Origin of the sequence: Micromonospora sp. CA-263727, assembly GCF_050942455.1 — a bacterium.
GTDB lineage: Bacteria > Actinomycetota > Actinomycetes > Mycobacteriales > Micromonosporaceae > Micromonospora.
The window spans coordinates 6,216,080-6,231,420 of sequence record NZ_CP192031.1 but is presented as its reverse complement, the minus strand read 5'-3'; the positions used below and the strand labels follow the sequence as shown (position 1 = coordinate 6,231,420).

16 protein-coding genes are annotated in these 15,341 nt (G+C 74.6%); 9 read left to right on the top strand and 7 right to left on the bottom strand.

Annotated elements, in window-relative coordinates:
* Positions 1-6: 6 nt before the first annotated feature.
* Both ACQPYA_RS27260 and ACQPYA_RS27255 read right to left on the bottom strand, forming a co-directional pair.
* Complete coding sequence (locus ACQPYA_RS27260; protein ID WP_433529901.1) at positions 7-1,620, bottom strand: alpha/beta hydrolase; 1,614 nt, start codon at positions 1,618-1,620, stop codon at positions 7-9.
* Entirely contained in the window at positions 1,617-1,913 is a 297-nt protein-coding gene (locus ACQPYA_RS27255) for a hypothetical protein (protein ID WP_433529900.1), read from the bottom strand. Before ACQPYA_RS27255 ends, ACQPYA_RS27260 begins: the two co-directional genes overlap by 4 nt.
* A gap of 217 nt (positions 1,914-2,130) precedes the next feature.
* Between ACQPYA_RS27255 and ACQPYA_RS27250 the strand changes: the two genes are divergently transcribed.
* From ACQPYA_RS27250 to ung, 5 genes are all read left to right on the top strand, one after another.
* Entirely contained in the window at positions 2,131-3,600 is a 1,470-nt protein-coding gene (locus ACQPYA_RS27250) for an NAD(P)H-hydrate dehydratase (protein WP_433529899.1), read from the top strand.
* Between the two features lie 93 nt (positions 3,601-3,693).
* The gene (gene alr, locus ACQPYA_RS27245) at positions 3,694-4,809 is read left to right on the top strand and encodes an alanine racemase (protein WP_433529898.1); all 1,116 of its coding nucleotides are present in this window, start codon (positions 3,694-3,696) and stop codon (positions 4,807-4,809) included.
* Positions 4,809-5,903: an alpha/beta fold hydrolase gene (locus tag ACQPYA_RS27240; RefSeq protein WP_433529897.1), complete on the top strand. Its 1,095-nt coding sequence runs from the start codon at positions 4,809-4,811 to the stop codon at positions 5,901-5,903. The genes alr and ACQPYA_RS27240 overlap by 1 nt, the downstream gene beginning before the upstream one ends.
* Positions 5,882-6,379 (top strand): tRNA (adenosine(37)-N6)-threonylcarbamoyltransferase complex ATPase subunit type 1 TsaE, encoded by a 498-nt coding sequence (tsaE, locus tag ACQPYA_RS27235; protein ID WP_433533647.1) that lies wholly within the window; start codon positions 5,882-5,884, stop codon positions 6,377-6,379. Before ACQPYA_RS27240 ends, tsaE begins: the two co-directional genes overlap by 22 nt.
* Positions 6,380-6,439: 60 nt before the next feature.
* Positions 6,440-7,141, top strand: a complete 702-nt coding sequence (gene ung / locus ACQPYA_RS27230; protein ID WP_433529896.1) for a uracil-DNA glycosylase — start codon at positions 6,440-6,442, stop codon at positions 7,139-7,141.
* A 45-nt stretch (positions 7,142-7,186) separates the two neighbouring features.
* Here the strand turns inward: ung and ACQPYA_RS27225 are convergent, their stop codons facing one another.
* Entirely contained in the window at positions 7,187-7,486 is a 300-nt protein-coding gene (locus ACQPYA_RS27225; protein ID WP_433529895.1) for a hypothetical protein, read from the bottom strand.
* Between the two features lie 325 nt (positions 7,487-7,811).
* Here ACQPYA_RS27225 and tsaB point away from each other — a divergent pair, with 325 nt between their 5' ends.
* Genes tsaB through ACQPYA_RS27205 form a run of 4 tightly spaced genes read left to right on the top strand, consistent with a single transcriptional unit; the run spans position 7,812 to position 10,279 of the window.
* On the top strand, positions 7,812-8,489 hold the full coding sequence (gene tsaB / locus ACQPYA_RS27220) for a tRNA (adenosine(37)-N6)-threonylcarbamoyltransferase complex dimerization subunit type 1 TsaB (protein WP_433529894.1): 678 nt from the start codon (positions 7,812-7,814) through the stop codon (positions 8,487-8,489).
* A 23-nt stretch (positions 8,490-8,512) separates the two neighbouring features.
* Positions 8,513-8,956 (top strand): ribosomal protein S18-alanine N-acetyltransferase, encoded by a 444-nt coding sequence (gene rimI, locus ACQPYA_RS27215; protein ID WP_433533646.1) that lies wholly within the window; start codon positions 8,513-8,515, stop codon positions 8,954-8,956.
* Between the two features lie 7 nt (positions 8,957-8,963).
* Positions 8,964-10,010, top strand: a complete 1,047-nt coding sequence (gene tsaD, locus ACQPYA_RS27210) for a tRNA (adenosine(37)-N6)-threonylcarbamoyltransferase complex transferase subunit TsaD (RefSeq protein WP_433529893.1) — start codon at positions 8,964-8,966, stop codon at positions 10,008-10,010.
* Positions 10,011-10,024: 14 nt separating this feature from the next.
* A complete protein-coding gene (locus ACQPYA_RS27205) occupies positions 10,025-10,279 on the top strand; it encodes a hypothetical protein (protein ID WP_433529892.1) in 255 nt (84 codons plus the stop codon).
* Between the two features lie 3 nt (positions 10,280-10,282).
* Here the strand turns inward: ACQPYA_RS27205 and ACQPYA_RS27200 are convergent, their stop codons facing one another.
* The 4 genes from ACQPYA_RS27200 to ACQPYA_RS27185 form a co-directional block, all read right to left on the bottom strand.
* Positions 10,283-11,926, bottom strand: coding sequence for a copper resistance CopC/CopD family protein (locus ACQPYA_RS27200; protein WP_433529891.1), 1,644 nt, complete (start codon positions 11,924-11,926; stop codon positions 10,283-10,285).
* 9 nt (positions 11,927-11,935) lie between these two features.
* On the bottom strand, positions 11,936-12,673 hold the full coding sequence (locus ACQPYA_RS27195) for a DUF4142 domain-containing protein (protein ID WP_433529890.1): 738 nt from the start codon (positions 12,671-12,673) through the stop codon (positions 11,936-11,938).
* A 150-nt stretch (positions 12,674-12,823) separates the two neighbouring features.
* Entirely contained in the window at positions 12,824-14,005 is a 1,182-nt protein-coding gene (locus tag ACQPYA_RS27190) for an ROK family protein (protein WP_433529889.1), read from the bottom strand.
* Between the two features lie 31 nt (positions 14,006-14,036).
* Positions 14,037-15,296 carry a sugar ABC transporter permease gene (locus ACQPYA_RS27185; protein ID WP_433529888.1) on the bottom strand — a complete coding sequence of 420 codons (1,260 nt, stop codon included), beginning with the start codon at positions 15,294-15,296 and terminating at the stop codon, positions 14,037-14,039.
* Between the last annotated feature and the right edge of the window lie 45 nt (positions 15,297-15,341).

Below are 15,341 nucleotides of genomic sequence, written 5' to 3'. Positions count from 1 at the left end.
GGCCGGTCATCTGCCGAGGACGATCTTCGCCATGCCGTCGAGGGCGGGGTTGGCCGGGTCACGCCCGAACCAGCGCTCGTCGCCCGGCCCGGCCAGCAGATCCGTGAGCGCGCCGAGCGGCGAGATGCCGTTGATCGCCGGTCGGATCAGCTCGCCCGGCGGGCGGGTCAGCCGGATCACGTCGTCCGGCGCGGTGCTGGCCCACACCTGGCCGGGCGGTACGCCCAGCTCGGACGCGTGCGCCACGCCGACCCCGGGTGAGCCGACGAAGACCAGCGCGTCCGCGGCGAGCCCGTGGTCTCGGGCAGCGGTGCCCACCACCAGCGACCCGTAGCTGTGCCCGAGCACGGTCTGCCGGGCCGCCGGCCCGTCGTGGCTGGCCCGCAGCCCCTCCTGGAACCGGTGCAGTCCGTCGCCGGCCGCGCGGGCCTGCCAGTCCAGGGCCGCCTCGTGCAGGAAATCCGGGGCGTCGTAGTCCAGCCAGAGCACCGCCGAGGTCTCCTCGCCCGGCGCCAACTCGGCGCAGCGGGACAGCACCCGGGCGGCCCGGCCCAGCTCGCCGGTGGCGTCGTCGAGCCCGGCGGTCATGCCCGGCACGTAGGTGAGGATGCCGGTGGCGCGATCCGGGTTGCCCAGCGCCACCACCGCGCGCCCCTCGCCGCCGACCTCCAGCCCGAGCAGGTACGCCCGGGGCGTCTCCGGCGCGGCCAGCCGAGCGGCTAGCGCGTCCAGGCCGGCCAGGGCGGCGTCGATCCGGCGCAGCCCGGCCAACTCGACCGGCCCGCGCGGCACCCGGGCCAGCAGCTGTCCCCACTGCGCGAGCAGCGCCTCCCGCCGCGCTCCCAGCAGCAACCGGTTGGCCTGGTCGCGGGCGACGGCGGGGATTCCGTCCAGCCGGCCGACGAGGTCGGGCTCGTGCCCCACCAGCCAGCGTCGCTCCGCCGGGGTGAGCCCCGTCCACCAGAGGTTGACCAGATTGGGATCGGTGCCCGGCGCGGGCCGGCCCGGCGGTGGCCGGGCGGACCAGCCGGATCCGGCGGCCTCCGCCAGCTGCCCGAGGCGGTCGGCGGCCTCCCGGTCGGCCGCCGCCGCCAGGTCGAGCGCGCCCCGGATGGCCGACGCCACCGCGACCACCGGCGGTCCGGCCCGGTCGGCCGGCAGCCGACCGGGATCGGGGCGCACCTGCCCCCAGCGGTCGACCAGCACCCCGGCGGTGTCGGCCAGGGTCACCGCCGCCGAGAGCCGGGCCCGCGCGGCGGTCAGCCGCGCGGCGAACTCGGCGAGTGTCTGGTCGGCCTCGATCGCGGCCGGGGCGAGCGTGAGCAGCTCGGCCCGCAGCTCGGCCAGTCGCACCTCGGCTGCTCCGGCGGCCTGCCCCGACCAGCCGGAGCGCAGCACCGTCGCGCCGTCCGCGAGTTCGCCCGCCCGCCGCTCGCCCAGACCGGCCAGGCTCGCCCAGGCCACCCCGGTGGCCCGCCAGGCAGCCGGATCGACCGTCCAGAGCTGGGCGTACCCGACCTGCCCGGGCCCGACCTGCCCGGCGGCGGGCGCGGCCCGGCCCTGGGTGGCCTGTCCGGGTGCGGCCTGCTCAGGTGCCGCGGCCTGTCCCGGGCCGGTCATCGGGGCAGCGCGGAGAGCCGGGCGGCGGTGCGGACGTCCACCGACTCGTACGCCGAAGCGGCGGCGCGCACCGCGTCGCCGGTCTCCGCCACCCGGGCGCCCAGCCGCCCGGACCAGGCGTGCACCGCCGCCTCCAGGGTGGCCAGCGCCTCCGCCGTCGACCACAGCGGGGCCGGCGCCGTCAACCCGGGCACACCGGCCAGCCCGTGGGCCAGCCGGTGGCCGGCGTCGCCCAACGACCACCCGACCCGGTGCAGCACCTCCGGCCGTACGGTCAACTCGTCCTCGGTCATCGACCTCTCCCCGTACCCGGCACCATCCGACCCGGCCGACGCTAGGCGGCGCCGAGCCCCGTGACCCGCCCCTGTGGACAACCGGCGGGGGCCGTGCACCGAGGTTTTCCACAGGCGTTGCCCGGTGCGCGATCAGCGGCTATCTTGCGGCCTCCGCGCCGGTAGGGTGGGCCGCGTTGCGTCGGACGCGCCCCGGGGCGCGGGAACGGGGTGTGACATGCGGCCGGTATGGCGGGTGGCGGACGTACGCGCGGCGGAGAAGGAACTGATGGCCACGCTGCCGCCCGGCACGCTGATGCAGCGTGCCGCCGCCGGGCTGGCCCGCCGCTGCGCGCTGCTGCTCGCCGGGCGGGGCGGGGTGTACGCCGCGCCGGTGCTGCTGCTCGTCGGCTCCGGGGACAACGGCGGCGACACGCTGTACGCCGGTGCCCGCCTCGCCCGGCGCGGCGCGGCGGTGTCGGCGCTGCTGCTCACCCCGGGCCGCGCCCACGCCGGGGGGCTGGCCGCGTTGCGGGCCTCCGGCGGGCGGATCGTGGACCGCCCACCGGCCGTGGTCGACCTGGTCCTGGACGGGATCGTCGGCATCGGTGGCCAGGGCGGGCTGCGGACGACCGCCGAGCAGTTGGCCGCGAGCCTGGCGGGCCAGCATGGGCGGGACGGTGCCCGGGCCACTGTGGTCGCGGTGGATCTGCCCAGCGGTGTCGCGGTGGAGACCGGCGCGCTGCCGCTGACCGCGTCCGGCCAGCCCAACGCGGTACGCGCCGACGTCACGGTGGCCTTCGGCGCGTTGAAGCCGGCGCTGGTGGTCGGTCCCGCCGCCGCGCTGGCCGGGCAGGTGGAGGTGGTCGACATCGGGCTGCAACCGTGGCTGCGGGGCAGCCCGGCGTTGCACGTCGTCGAGGGGGTGGACGTGGCCGACTGGTGGCCCCGGCCCGGCGCCGCCTCGGAGAAGTACACCCGGGGCGTGGTCGGGGTGGCCACCGGCTCGGCGACGTACCCGGGTGCGGCGGTGCTCTCCGTCGGCGGCGCGCTGGCCGGGCCGACCGGCCTGGTGCGCTACGCCGGAAGTGCCCGGGACGAGGTGGTGCGCGAGCACCCGTCGGTGATCGCCACCGGCCGGGTGGCCGACGCGGGGCGGGTGCAGGCCTGGGTGTGCGGTTCGGGGCTGGGCACCGACGAGCGGGCGGGCGCCGAGCTGCGTACCGTGCTCGCCGCGCCGGTGCCGGTGGTGCTGGACGCCGACGCGCTGACCCTGCTGGTGGACGGCTCCCTCGCCGACCAGCTGCGCCGCCGCGACGCCCCCATCGTGGTCACCCCGCACGACCGGGAGTTCACCCGGCTCTGCGGCGAGGAACCCGGTGCCGACCGGGTCGCCGCCACGCTGCGGCTGGCCGCCTGGATGAACGCCGTGGTGCTGCTCAAGGGGGACCGCACGGTGATCGGCACGCCGGACGGCCGGGCGTACGTCAACCCGACCGGTACCCCGGCGCTGGCCACCGGTGGGACCGGTGACGTGCTGGCCGGGCTGCTCGGCTCGCTGCTCGCGGCCGGGTTGCCGGCGGAGCGGGCCGCCGCGGCGGCGGCGTACCTGCACGGGCTGGCCGGCCGGGAGGCGGCCCGGGGCGGCCCGGTCACCGCGCCGGACGTGGTCACCGCGCTGCGTCCGGTGCTCTCCCGCCTGCCCTGAGCGCCGGCTTCCGGGGTCGGCTCGCCGCGGCCTCCCCGAACGGACCTGGCCAGGGCGCCCCGTGGTGATCAGCGCGGAAAGTAGGCTGGGGGTATGTGGCAGGCCGAGGTACGCGTGGATCTTGACGCGATCCGGGAGAACGTGAGCCGGTTGCGCGCCGGCACCAGCGCCGAGCTGATGGCGGTGGTCAAGGCCGACGGCTACGGCCACGGCATGGTCCCGGTCGCCCGCGCCGCGCTGGAGGCCGGGGCGGACTGGCTCGGCGTCTGCACCCTGGACGAGGCGCTGGCCCTGCGCGCGGCCGGCATCGACGCCCCGGTGCTGGCCTGGCTGCTCGCGCCGGGGCTGCCGCTGCACACCGGCGTCACGGCCGGCGTCGACCTCGGGGTGGCGAGCCGGCCACAGCTCGACGAGACGGTCGAGGCGGCCCGGCGCGCGGACCGTCCGGCCCGGCTGCACCTCAAGATCGACACCGGGCTGGCCCGGGGCGGCGCGACCGTCGCCGACTGGCCGGCCCTGCTCGACGCCGCCGCCAAGGCGCAGGCCGACGGGCTGGTCGAGGTGGTCGGGGTGTGGAGCCACTTCGTGTACGCGGACATGCCCGGCCACCCGACCACCGACCGGCAGTTGGCCGTCTTCCACGAGGGGCTGGCCATGGTCGAGGAGGCCGGGCTGCGCCCGCGCTACCGGCACCTGGCCAACTCGGCGGCCACGCTGACCCGCCCCGACACCCACTTCGACCTGGTCCGCCCGGGGCTGGCGGTCTACGGACTCTCCCCGGTGGCGGGAGAGAGCTACGGGCTGCGCCCGGCGATGACCGCCCGGGCCCGGGTGATGCTGACCAAGCGGGTCCCGGCTGGCTCCGGTGTCTCGTACGGCCACACGTACACCACCGGGAACGAGACGAACCTGGCCGTGGTGCCGCTCGGATACGCCGACGGGGTGCCGCGGCACGCCTCGAACTCCGGTCCGGTCCAGCTCGGCGGGCGTCGGCGGATCATCGCCGGCCGGGTCTGCATGGACCAGTTCGTGCTCGACTGCGGCGACGACCCGGTGGCGGCCGGCGACGTGGTCACCCTCTTCGGCAGCGGCGCCGACGGCGAGCCCACCGCCGACGACTGGGCCGAGGCGGTCGGCACCATCAACTACGAGATCGTCACCCGGTTCGGCAGCACCCGGGTCCCCCGCGTCTACGACCCGGTGCCGTGATGCAGATCCCCCGGCCCCGCACCACGGCCGGCCGGGCCGCCGGCCTGGTCGGTGCCGCGCTCGGCGTGGCCGCCGCGGTGACCGCCGCCGGCGTGGCCACCGAGCGCGTCCTGGTCCGTCGACTCAAGGCCGACCCCGCCGACCCGTACGCCCGCGAGCCCTTCGGCGAGTCGTGGTACGACGCGGCGTACCAGCTGGAGATGCCCGACGGCACCGACATCCACGTCGAGGTGGTCGAGCCGACCCGGCCGGTCGGGGGCAACCCGACCGTGCTGCTGGTACACGGGTTCTGCCTGGACATGGGTACCTTCCACTTCCAGCGCAAGCTGCTGACCGAGCGGGGCGAGCACCGGCTCGTCGCGTACGACCAGCCCGGTCACGGCCGTTCCGGCCGGCTGGAGAGCGGCGAGTACGACCTGGTCGCGCTGGGGCGGACGCTGCGCCGGGTGATAGACGAGGTCGCCCCGGAGGGGCCGCTGGTGCTGATCGGTCACTCGATGGGCGGCATGACCATCATGGCGCTGGCCGAGCTGTACCCGGAGATGTTCGACGATCGGGTGGTGGGCACCGTGCTGATGGCCACCTCGGGCGGGCTGCTGGCGGAGACGAGGCTGGTCGCGCCCGCCCTGCTCGGCCGGGTCGGCGCGCCGATGCTCTACATGGCCGGCAACGTGACCCGGTACGGCGGCGCGGTGATCGACCGGGCCCGCAAGTCGACCACCAACGTGGCCTGGCTGCTCACCCGCCGGTACGGCTTCGGCACCCGCAAGCCGAGCCCGGCGCTGGTGTCGTACGTGGAGCAGATGAACTCGCGTACCTCGGCCGACACGGTGACCCGTTACCTGCGCACGATCGCGACGCACTCCCGGATCCCGGCGCTCGCCGCGCTCGCCGGCACGCCGGTTCTGGTGATCGTCGGAGACAAGGACATGATCACGCCGGTGACCCATTCGGAGGAGATCGTCCGGCGGCTGCCGCACGCCGAGTTCGTCAAGATCCAGGACAGTGGACACGTGGTGATGCTGGAGCACGCCGACGAGGTCAACGCGGCGCTGACCCGGTTCCTCGACACCTGCGGCCGGGACGGCTCGTGACCCGGTTCGTGCTGCCGACCGTCGCGGACACGCACACCTTCGGCCGGCGGCTGGCCGGGCTGCTGCGCGCTGGTGATCTGGTGCTGCTCACCGGCCCGCTGGGGGCCGGCAAGACCGCGCTGGCCCAGGGGATCGGGGCCGGGCTGGGGGTGCTCGGCGGCATCACCTCGCCGACGTTCGTGATCGCCCGGGTGCACCGGCCGGATCCGGCGGGCGGGCGCGGCGTGGCGCTGGTGCACGCCGACGCGTACCGGTTGGGCGGCGCGACCGACCCCCGGGCCGAGATCGACGACCTCGACCTGGACGCCTCGGTCGACGCCTCGGTGACCGTGGTCGAGTGGGGCGAGGGGCTGGTCGAGCAACTGGCCGAGGCGCACCTGCGGATCCGGCTCGACCGGCGGGACGACGACACCCGGGTCGCCGAACTGGAGCCGGTCGACGGCGACTGGGCGCAGCGGCTGGCCGCCCTGGGCTGACGGCTGTCGTACCCACTGCCTACAGTGCCCGGAGACGATCCGACCGGTGAAAGGCTGCCGATGCCCGACGACGTTGCTCCCCTCGACCTGCTGGCGCTGCTGCCGGAGGCCTGGCGGGGGGTGCTGACCCCACACCTCGATCCGGCCCGCACGGCCGCGCTGGGCGAGTTCGTCGCCCAGGAATACGCGACAGCCACGGTCTTCCCGCCGGTGGAGGACCTCTTCTCCGCCTACCGGCTCTGCGCGCCGTCGGCCTGCCGGGTGCTGATCCTCGGGCAGGACCCCTACCACCGCGCGGGGCAGGCGCACGGGCTGAGCTTCAGCGTGCGCGAGGGGGTCTCGGCCCCGCCGTCGCTGCGCAACGTCTTCAAGGAGTTGGGCGAGGACCTGGGCGTGCCGAAGCCGCGCGGTGGCAACCTCGACGGCTGGGCCGCGCAGGGTGTGCTGCTGCTCAACTCGGTGCTCACCGTGCGGCAGGGCACCCCCGGTTCGCACGGCAACCGTGGTTGGGAGGAGTTCACCGACGCCACCATCCGGGCGCTCGACGCCCTGGAGTCGCGGGTGGTGTTCCTGCTCTGGGGCGGCTACGCGCGCAAGAAGGCGGCGCTGGTCACCAACCCGCAGCACGTGGTGCTGGAGGCGGGCCACCCCAGCCCGATGAACCCCCGGGGCTTCCTCGGCAGCCGTCCGTTCAGCGCCGCCAACAAGGCGCTCGCCGACGCCGGCCTGCCCCCCATCGAGTGGGAGCGCCCAGCCGGCTGAGCGGCGGCAACGCTGGTCAGATGGTGGAGCGGCGGCTAACGCTGGTCAGGCGGTGGAGCGGCGCCGGTAGCGGCGCAGCAGGTCGGCGGCGCGCGGGTCGGCGAGCTCCACCGCGACCAGCGGCGCCACCTGGTAGGTCCGGTCACCGTGGCGGACCTCGATGTGCTCGGGCAGTTCGTCGCACATGGTGGCCCGGATCTCCCCGAAACGGGTCAACCATCGGTGCGCGCCAGGCTCCTCCGGGTCCACCCGCAGCCCGCCGTACCCGCCCCACCGCTCGCTCCACCGTTGGGCGTAGGCGGATTCCAGCCATGCGGTGAAGGCGGCGGAGTCGCGCCAGCGCACCGCGATCTCGGTCGAGGCTCAGCTCCTTGACCCGGTCGGCCAACGGCTCCCGGTCATCCCGGGATGGTGGCGCATTCCGGCGGTGCCTGAGGTAGCTGGGACGTATTCATGTCAGTTCGGTCCGGCCGCGCGCGGGTCAGGCGGACCCATGCTTTGTCCAGGGAGCTTGATTTCACAGCGAAATAAATATTGCTCGGTGAAATCAGGGCCGCGAGGCTATGTGTCGGTGTCGGTGTCGGTGTCGGTGTCGGTGTCGGCGTCGGCGTCGCGTGACGCGTGGCGGGGCGTCGTCGGGTGGATGGGCGTGCGGCTAGGCTAGTTCACCGTGCTCGTACTCGTGGTGGACAGCTCGACCCCGGCGGTGACGGCGGCGCTGGTCGAGGTCACCGCGAGCGGCGTCACGACCCGGGCGTACCGGCGCACGGTCGACGCCCGCGCCCATGGCGAACTGCTCGCGCCGCAGGTCGATGCGGTTCTCGCCGACACCGGCAGCCGTCCTGCCGGCCTGGGTGCGATCGTCGCCGGGCTCGGCCCCGGCCCGTTCACCGGGCTGCGGGTGGGGCTGGTCACCGCCGCCACCATGGGCCAGGTGCTCGGCGTGCCCACGTACGGCGTCTGCTCGCTCGACGCCATCGGCTACCCGGCGGCGGCCGGCGAGCCGGTGCTGGCGGCGAGCGACGCGCGCCGTCGGGAGATCTACTGGGCGGTCTACGACGGTGCCGGGCAGCGCCTGGTCGGGCCGGAGGTCGGCGCGCCCGCGGCCGTCGCCGGGCGGGCCCGTGCGCTGGCCGTCACCGCTGCGGTCGGCGACGGCGCGCACCGGTACGCCGACACGCTCGGTCTGCCCCTGCGGGCCGAGCCGCGATACCCGGACGCGCACGCGCTCGCCACCCTGGCCGCCGAGCGGATCCGCGCCGGCGCGCCCGGCGAGCCGCTGACCCCGCTCTATCTGCGCCGCCCGGACGCGGTGGCGGCCACCGCGCGTAAACCGGTCCTGCCGTGAGCGAGCGGCAACCGGCGGGCGCGGTGCACCTCGCCCGGTTCCGCTGGTGGCACATCGGCGAGGTGCTGCCGATCGAGGCGGATCTCTTCGGCGCCGAGCAGTGGTCCGCCGCGATGTTCTGGAACGAACTGTCCCACGGACACTTCTACCTGGTCGTGACCGACGACGACGGCGAGGTGCTCGGCTATGCCGGGCTCGCCGTCGCCCCGCCCGACGAGGCGTGGGTGCAGAACGTCGCGGTCCGGCGGGACGTCCAGCGCCGGGGAATCGGGCGGGTGCTGTTGGAGGCCCTGCTGGCCGAGGCCGCCCGGCGTGCCGTACGCGCGGTGTTGCTGGAGGTCGCGGCGGACAACGCGCCGGCCCAACGGCTCTACGCGATGTACGGGTTCGAGCCGATCGGCGTGCGGCGCGGCTACTACCAACCGAGCAACACCGACGCGCTGGTGATGCAGCGCATCCAGGACTGAGACCGCCATGGCTGACGAACCACTGATCCTCGGCATCGAGACCTCGTGCGACGAGACCGGTGTCGGCGTCGTACGCGGGCACACCCTGCTCGCCGACGCGCTCGCGTCCAGCGTGGACCAGCACGCGCGGTTCGGTGGGGTGGTGCCCGAGGTGGCCAGCCGGGCCCACCTTGAGGCCATCGTGCCGACCATGGAACGGGCGCTGACCAGGGCGGGTGTCACCCTCGCCGACGTCGACGCGATCGCGGTCACCGCCGGCCCCGGCCTGGCCGGCGCGCTGCTGGTCGGCGTGGCGGCGGCCAAGGGATACGCGGTGGCCGCCGAGAAGCCCGTCTACGGCGTCAACCACCTGGCCGCGCACGTCGCCGTGGACACCCTGGAGCACGGTCCGCTACCCGAACCGGCGATCGCGCTGCTGGTCTCCGGCGGGCACTCGTCCCTGCTCCGGGTCGACAACCTGGCCCGCGGCGTGACGCCACTCGGCGCCACCATCGACGACGCGGCCGGCGAGGCGTTCGACAAGGTCGCCCGGCTGCTCGGGCTGCCCTTTCCGGGCGGGCCGTACATCGACCGGGAGGCCCGGGCCGGTGATCCGGCGGCCGTCGCCTTCCCGCGCGGGTTGACCGCCGCCAAGGATCTCGCCGCCCATCGCTACGACTTCTCCTTCTCCGGGCTGAAGACCGCGGTGGCCCGCTGGGTGGAGGCGCGGCAGCGGGCCGGCGAGCCGGTCCCGGTCGCCGACGTCGCCGCGTCCTTCCAGGAGGCGGTCTGCGACGTGCTGGTCGGCAAGGCGCTGGACGCCTGCCGTACCAGCGGCATCGAGACTCTGGTCATCGGCGGGGGAGTGGCGGCCAACTCGCGGTTGCGGGCGATGGCCGAGCAGCGGGCCGCCCGGCACGGCATCCGGGTACGCATCCCCCGACCCGGCCTGTGCACCGACAACGGCGCGATGGTGGCGGCGCTCGGCTCGCACCTGGTCGCTGCGGGGGTCGCGGCGAGCCGGCTCGACCTGCCGGCGGATTCGGCCATGCCGCTGACCACGGTCAGCGTCTGAGGGAGGACGGCGACGTGATCGTACGGATGTGGGAGGCGCGGGCGGAGTCGTACGGCCTCGCCGACCTGATCACCTGGGTCTGCGACACCGCCCTGCCCGAGTTCGAGCATGACCCGCTGCACCTGTCCAGCGAGGTCTTCTCGTCCACCGACCACCGGGTGGTGGTGATCTCCAAATGGCGCAGCAGCCCCCGGCCGCTGCCCGACCCGCCGGTGATGCTCCTAGCCCGGCCGCCGCACTCCTGGGACTTCACCCAGGTTGACCGCTGAACCTCAGCGGATGGTCACCGTGGTGGTGGCCGTGGACCGGTCGATCTCGCTGGTCCGGGCGCTGATCCGCAGCGTCCAGTCCCCGGCGACCGGGAAGTGGATCTCGGCGCTGCCGTGGTGCGGTTCCAGCGCGAAGACCTCGACGGTGATCGGTTCGATGCCGGCCGCGGGCAGGGCCGCGGTGACGGTCCACTCCGCGACCGGCAACTCCTTCGCCTGCGGGGTGTAGACGTAGGCGTGCAGGCTGTTGGTGGTGCCGGCGGCCGCCGGGTAGACGTCGAACTGGAGCGTGAAGAGGTCGGTGGTGAGCGACTGGGCGACGCCCTCCCGGCTCACCCCGGTCGCGGCCGTGCCGGCGGTACGCCCGGGCGGGGTCTGCACCAGCATCGCGGTCAGCGCCAGGACCACGGCGGTCACGGCGAGTTCGACACCGGCCGCCCGGGCGACCCGCCGAGGTTGCCCGGCGGCGACCTGCCGCCGGATCAGCCGCCGCTGCCCGGCCGCCACGGCCAGGATCCCGGCCAGCAGTGCGGCCTTGGCGCAGAGCAGCAGGCCGTACGCGCTGCCGAAGAGGGCCGACGGCCGGCCGAGCTCGATCGCCGCCTGGAGGACCCCGGCGGTGACCAGCCAGGCCACGGCCAGCGTGGCCCACCTGGACCAGGCCGGCAGGATCCGGGCGAGGAGCCGCTCGTGGGTGCCCCGGAGCAGGAACACGGTGAGGGCGAGCAGCCCGCCCAGCCAGACGGTGACCCCGGCGATGTGCACGGTGGTCAGCACGATGCTCACCGGCGGCACCGGCGAGGCGACCGGATGCCCGGCGATCGGCCAGGTGACCAGCCCGGCCACCCCTGTCACCGCCAGCGCGCCGATCCACCGGCGGCCCGCCGTGCCCCTGGTGACCGCCGGCAGCAGCGCCGCGGCGAGGCAGACCAACGCTAGCCGTACGGCAAGCACCAGCCCGATGTCGGTGTCGGCGACCGCGCGCAGGTCGGCGACGGAGAGCTGCCCGACCGGTGCGCCCACCACCTGCGCCGCCTGCCCGACCCAGGTGCCCACCGTGCCGGCCGCGACCAGGCCGAGCCCGACCAGCGCCACGATGGTCGCGCCCCGCCGGGACCGGCGGCGGGGCCACATGGTCGCCGTGAGCAGCGGCGGGCCGACCGCCAGGAGCAGGCCCAGGTACCCGACGTACTTCGTCACCGGCATCAGCGTCCCGGCGGGCGACTCGGTGCCCGCGTCGGCCGGCAGGGGCGGCGTCGCCGACGGTGCTCCGGAGGAGAAGGTGAAGCTGCCGGCCACCGGATGGCTGTCCGCCGAAACGACGCGGTAGCTGACCAGGTAGGTGCCGAGCGGCCGGTCGGCGGCGCGCAGCCCGATCCGCATTGTCCCGTCCCGGACCTCCGGCTCACCGACGTTGATCCGCTTGCCGTCGGGAGCGAGGACCTGCACCCGGCCGGGAACGGCGGCGATCGGCTCGCTGAAGGTCACCAGCACCTCGCGCGGCGCGTAACCGAGGACCTCGTCGCGCTGCGGCGTGGTGGCGACCACGACGGCGTGCGCCGCCGCTGGGCTGGTGGGGCCCAGGGCGGCGCACAGGGTGGCCAGGATCAGCCCGAGCAGGGCAACGGCTCGGGCGCGGGTCGTCATCGGCTGCGGCTAGCTGCGGCGGAGCATGCGGTACGAGAGGAAGCCGCCGGTGCCGAGCGCGCCGAGGAAGATCGCCCAGATCAGGCTGTTGCTGATGCCGATCTGCGGGCCGGTGTTGGCCGACGCGGCGGCGATCAGGCCGTCGTTGCCCGGTGCGGGCAGCGCCGCCGGCGGCAGCTCGGCATAGCGGACCAGGCCGGTGCTCTCCAGCATCAGCATGTGGTCGCCGACGAACTTGTTGGTCGCGTTGGCCAGGTCCCGGATGACCGCGTTGCGGGTGCTGGCCCGGACCGCGCTGACCACCGGGAAGATCTTGCCGTGGGCGACCCGGAGACGGGTGACGAAGATCTGGTCGAAGCGGGCGCCGTTGGCGTCCTTCATCTCGGCCAGCCACTGCTGCTGCTCGGCGGTCGGCTGGTTCGGGATGGTGGCGCCGAGCTTGTTGGCCGCCTCCACGGTGAGCCGGTCGAGCTCCTCGTGCTGACGGGCGATCTCGGCGCCGATCTCGCGGACCACCCGCGACTGCCCCTTCTCGGCGGCCATCTGTCCGGCCGGCATCTCCCAGAGCCCGGCCAGCCGTACCCCGTCGAGCAGCGCCTGGTCGGCGGCGGCGAGCTGCTGGCCGGTGGGCGCGGCCAATGCCGCGCCGGGCAGCACGACGAGGGCGGCGGCGATCGTGGTGAGCAGCACCGCCAAGCGACGGGACCGATTGCCCTGCCGGCGACGAGCGGAATCCAGCGGTGCCATGTCTGCGGTGCCTCCTCGGTCGGGAACCGATCGTTCGAGCGACGGGCGCCCCGCTCCACGCCGGCCGCCCGTCCGCACACTGGTACGGAATTTTCGGTCGATCAGTTCACCGTTCGCGAGACCGGCTCACGGCGTTGCTGTCGGCGGCTCTCAGCCCACGTCGAGGGGGTCGGCGAGCAGCCGTTCGAAGGCCAGTTCGGCGGCGCCGATCAGGGCGGCGTCGTCGCCCAGTTTCGGCGTGCGCAGTCGTACGTGCTCCAGGCAGGCGGGCAGCCCGTTGGAGTTGAGCCGGCTGCGCACCTGGGCGGCGGCGGCCAGGTACAGGTCGCGCATCGTGCCACCGAAGATGACCATCTCCGGGTTGAAGATGTTGACCAGGTTGGCCACGCCGAAACCGAGCCAGTCGCCGGCCTGGCGTACCGCGGTCTGGGCGCGGGCGTCGCCCCGGCCGGCGGCGTCGAAGACGGCCAGCATCGCCTCCCGGCCCCGGGCGTCGGATCGGTCGGCGGCCCGGAGCAGCGCGTGCTCGCCGATCTCGGTTTCCCAGCAGCCCCGGTTGCCGCACTCGCAGCGCACCCCGTCGCGGGCCACCACCATGTGCCCGACCTCGCCGCTGTACCCGCCGTGCCCGGTCAGCCGCCGCCCGCCGGCGATGATCCCGGCACCCACGCCGACGTCGCCGTAGAGGTAGATGACGTTGTCGCAGCCGGCCGCCACGCCCCGGGCGTGCTCGGCGAAGGCCGCCACGTCGGCCACGTTCCCGACCGTGACCGGCACGTCGACGCCGAGTTCCGCGCCGAGCGCCGTGCCGATCGGCTCGTCCACCCAACCGGTGGTCGGGCCGAGCCGGACCAGCCCGTCGTCGCGGCGCACCATGCCGCAGACCGCCACCCCGGCACCGACGCAGACGGCGCCCGCCGGCAGCGCGTACCGCATCTCCTTGACCGCGCCGGCCAGCAGCGGCGCGGCCTCCGCGGCGGTGAGACCGCGCGGCCGGTCCAGTTCCCGGCGGTCGAGCACCGCGCCGCCGAGGCCGACCCGCGCGGCGCGCAGCCGGTCCACCTCGATGCTGTACGCGTACGCGAAGATCCGCTCCGACTCGGGCCGGACGACCAGCGACGGTCGTCCGGCCCGGCCGGTCTCCTTCGGTGCGCCCTCGGTCACCAGGCCGGCCGCGGCGAGGTCGGCGGTGAGCGCGCCGATGGTGCTCCGGTTCAGCCCCAGCGTGTTCGTCAGCTCGGCGCGTGTGGTGGCGCCGTGCACGTGCACGTGGCGCAGCAGGGCGCCGAGGTTCTGCCGGCGGATCTCGTCCTGGCTTGGTCCTACGCGCATCAGGGCGTTACTACTTTCGGTGGCGCGGTTCTCAGCGGTTGCCGGTGGCGGAGGCTCGTCGTCGGGACAGCGCGTCGACGCTGGCGGCGAGCAGCAGCACCACACCGGTGACCACGTACTTGACGCCCGAGCTGTAGCCCATCAGGCCCATGCCATTGTCGATCACCGCCACCACGGCGCCGCCGAGGACCGCGTCCAGCACCCGGCCCTTGCCGCCGAAGAGGCTGGTGCCACCGATCACCGCCGCGCCGACGGCGTAGAGCAGCACGTTACTGCCACCGGTGTTCGGGTCGACGGAGTTGGCCCGGCTGGCGGCGACGATGCCGCCGATGGCGGCCATCGTGGAGCAGATCACGAAGACCGAGATGCGGATCCGGTCCACGTCGATGCCGGCTCGACGGGCGGCCTCCCGGTTGCCGCCGACCGCGTAGATGTGCCGGCCGTAGCTGGTGCGCTTGAGCACGAAGGTCCAGGCCACCAGCAGTACGGCGATGATCGGCACCACGATCGGCACGCCCTTGAGCGAGGTGATCAGCACGTTGCGACTGCGTTCGAGGTTGAGCACGTAGACGGCGAGGCCGAGGACGAGAGCCAGCACGGCGATGCGGCCCAGGACCACGGTCAGCGGGTCATTGATCAGGCCACGCGCCGCACGCTTGCGGTAGCGGAGCAGTTGCACCGCGGCGAACCCGCCGACGGCGAACGCGGCCAGCGCCCAGCCGAGCGCCACCGGCAGGTTGCGGTTGGCGATCGCCACCAGCACCGGGTCGCGGACCGAGATGTTCCGGCCCTCCTCCATCAGCAGCAGCACCACGCCCTGGAAGGCGAGGAAGCCGGCGAGGGTGACCACGAACGACGGGATGCCGACCTTGGCGACCAGGAAGCCCAACGCGGTACCGATCACCATGCCGGTGAGCACCGCGGCGAGCACCGCGACGTACCACGGGTAGCCCAGGACGGTGACCACGTTGGCCAGCACCGCGGCGCAGACGCCACTGGCGAAGCCGGCCGACAGGTCGATCTCCCCGAGCAACAGGACGAAGACCAGCCCCATCGCGATCAGGGTGACCGCCGCGCCCTGGGTGAACAGGTTGGCGAAGTTGCCGGCGGTGAGGAACGAGGGCCGCATGATCGAGAAGATCGTGCAGAGGACGAGCAGCCCGGCGACGGCGGGCAGGGCGCCGATGTCTCCGCCGCGTACCCGCCGCCAGTAGTCGCGGATGTGGCTGCCGATGGTGGCGGCCGGAGCGACGGCGGCCGGCCCCTCCTGTGTGACGGCCGTGGTGCTCATGCCAACCCTCCGCTGCGCTGCGTGCCGGCATCCGTCCGGCGTTGA

Coding starts and splice junctions, on each gene's coding strand:
- ACQPYA_RS27255 (WP_433529900.1), bottom strand. CDS start 1,913: ATGACCGAGGACGAGTTGACCGTACGGCCGGAGGTGCTGCACCGGGTC.
- ung (WP_433529896.1), top strand. CDS start 6,440: ATGCCCGACGACGTTGCTCCCCTCGACCTGCTGGCGCTGCTGCCGGAG.
- ACQPYA_RS27200 (WP_433529891.1), bottom strand. CDS start 11,926: ATGACGACCCGCGCCCGAGCCGTTGCCCTGCTCGGGCTGATCCTGGCC.
- ACQPYA_RS27240 (WP_433529897.1), top strand. CDS start 4,809: ATGCAGATCCCCCGGCCCCGCACCACGGCCGGCCGGGCCGCCGGCCTG.
- ACQPYA_RS27190 (WP_433529889.1), bottom strand. CDS start 14,005: ATGCGCGTAGGACCAAGCCAGGACGAGATCCGCCGGCAGAACCTCGGC.
- alr (WP_433529898.1), top strand. CDS start 3,694: ATGTGGCAGGCCGAGGTACGCGTGGATCTTGACGCGATCCGGGAGAAC.
- tsaD (WP_433529893.1), top strand. CDS start 8,964: ATGGCTGACGAACCACTGATCCTCGGCATCGAGACCTCGTGCGACGAG.
- ACQPYA_RS27185 (WP_433529888.1), bottom strand. CDS start 15,296: ATGAGCACCACGGCCGTCACACAGGAGGGGCCGGCCGCCGTCGCTCCG.
- ACQPYA_RS27195 (WP_433529890.1), bottom strand. CDS start 12,673: ATGGCACCGCTGGATTCCGCTCGTCGCCGGCAGGGCAATCGGTCCCGT.
- ACQPYA_RS27250 (WP_433529899.1), top strand. CDS start 2,131: ATGCGGCCGGTATGGCGGGTGGCGGACGTACGCGCGGCGGAGAAGGAA.
- ACQPYA_RS27260 (WP_433529901.1), bottom strand. CDS start 1,620: ATGACCGGCCCGGGACAGGCCGCGGCACCTGAGCAGGCCGCACCCGGA.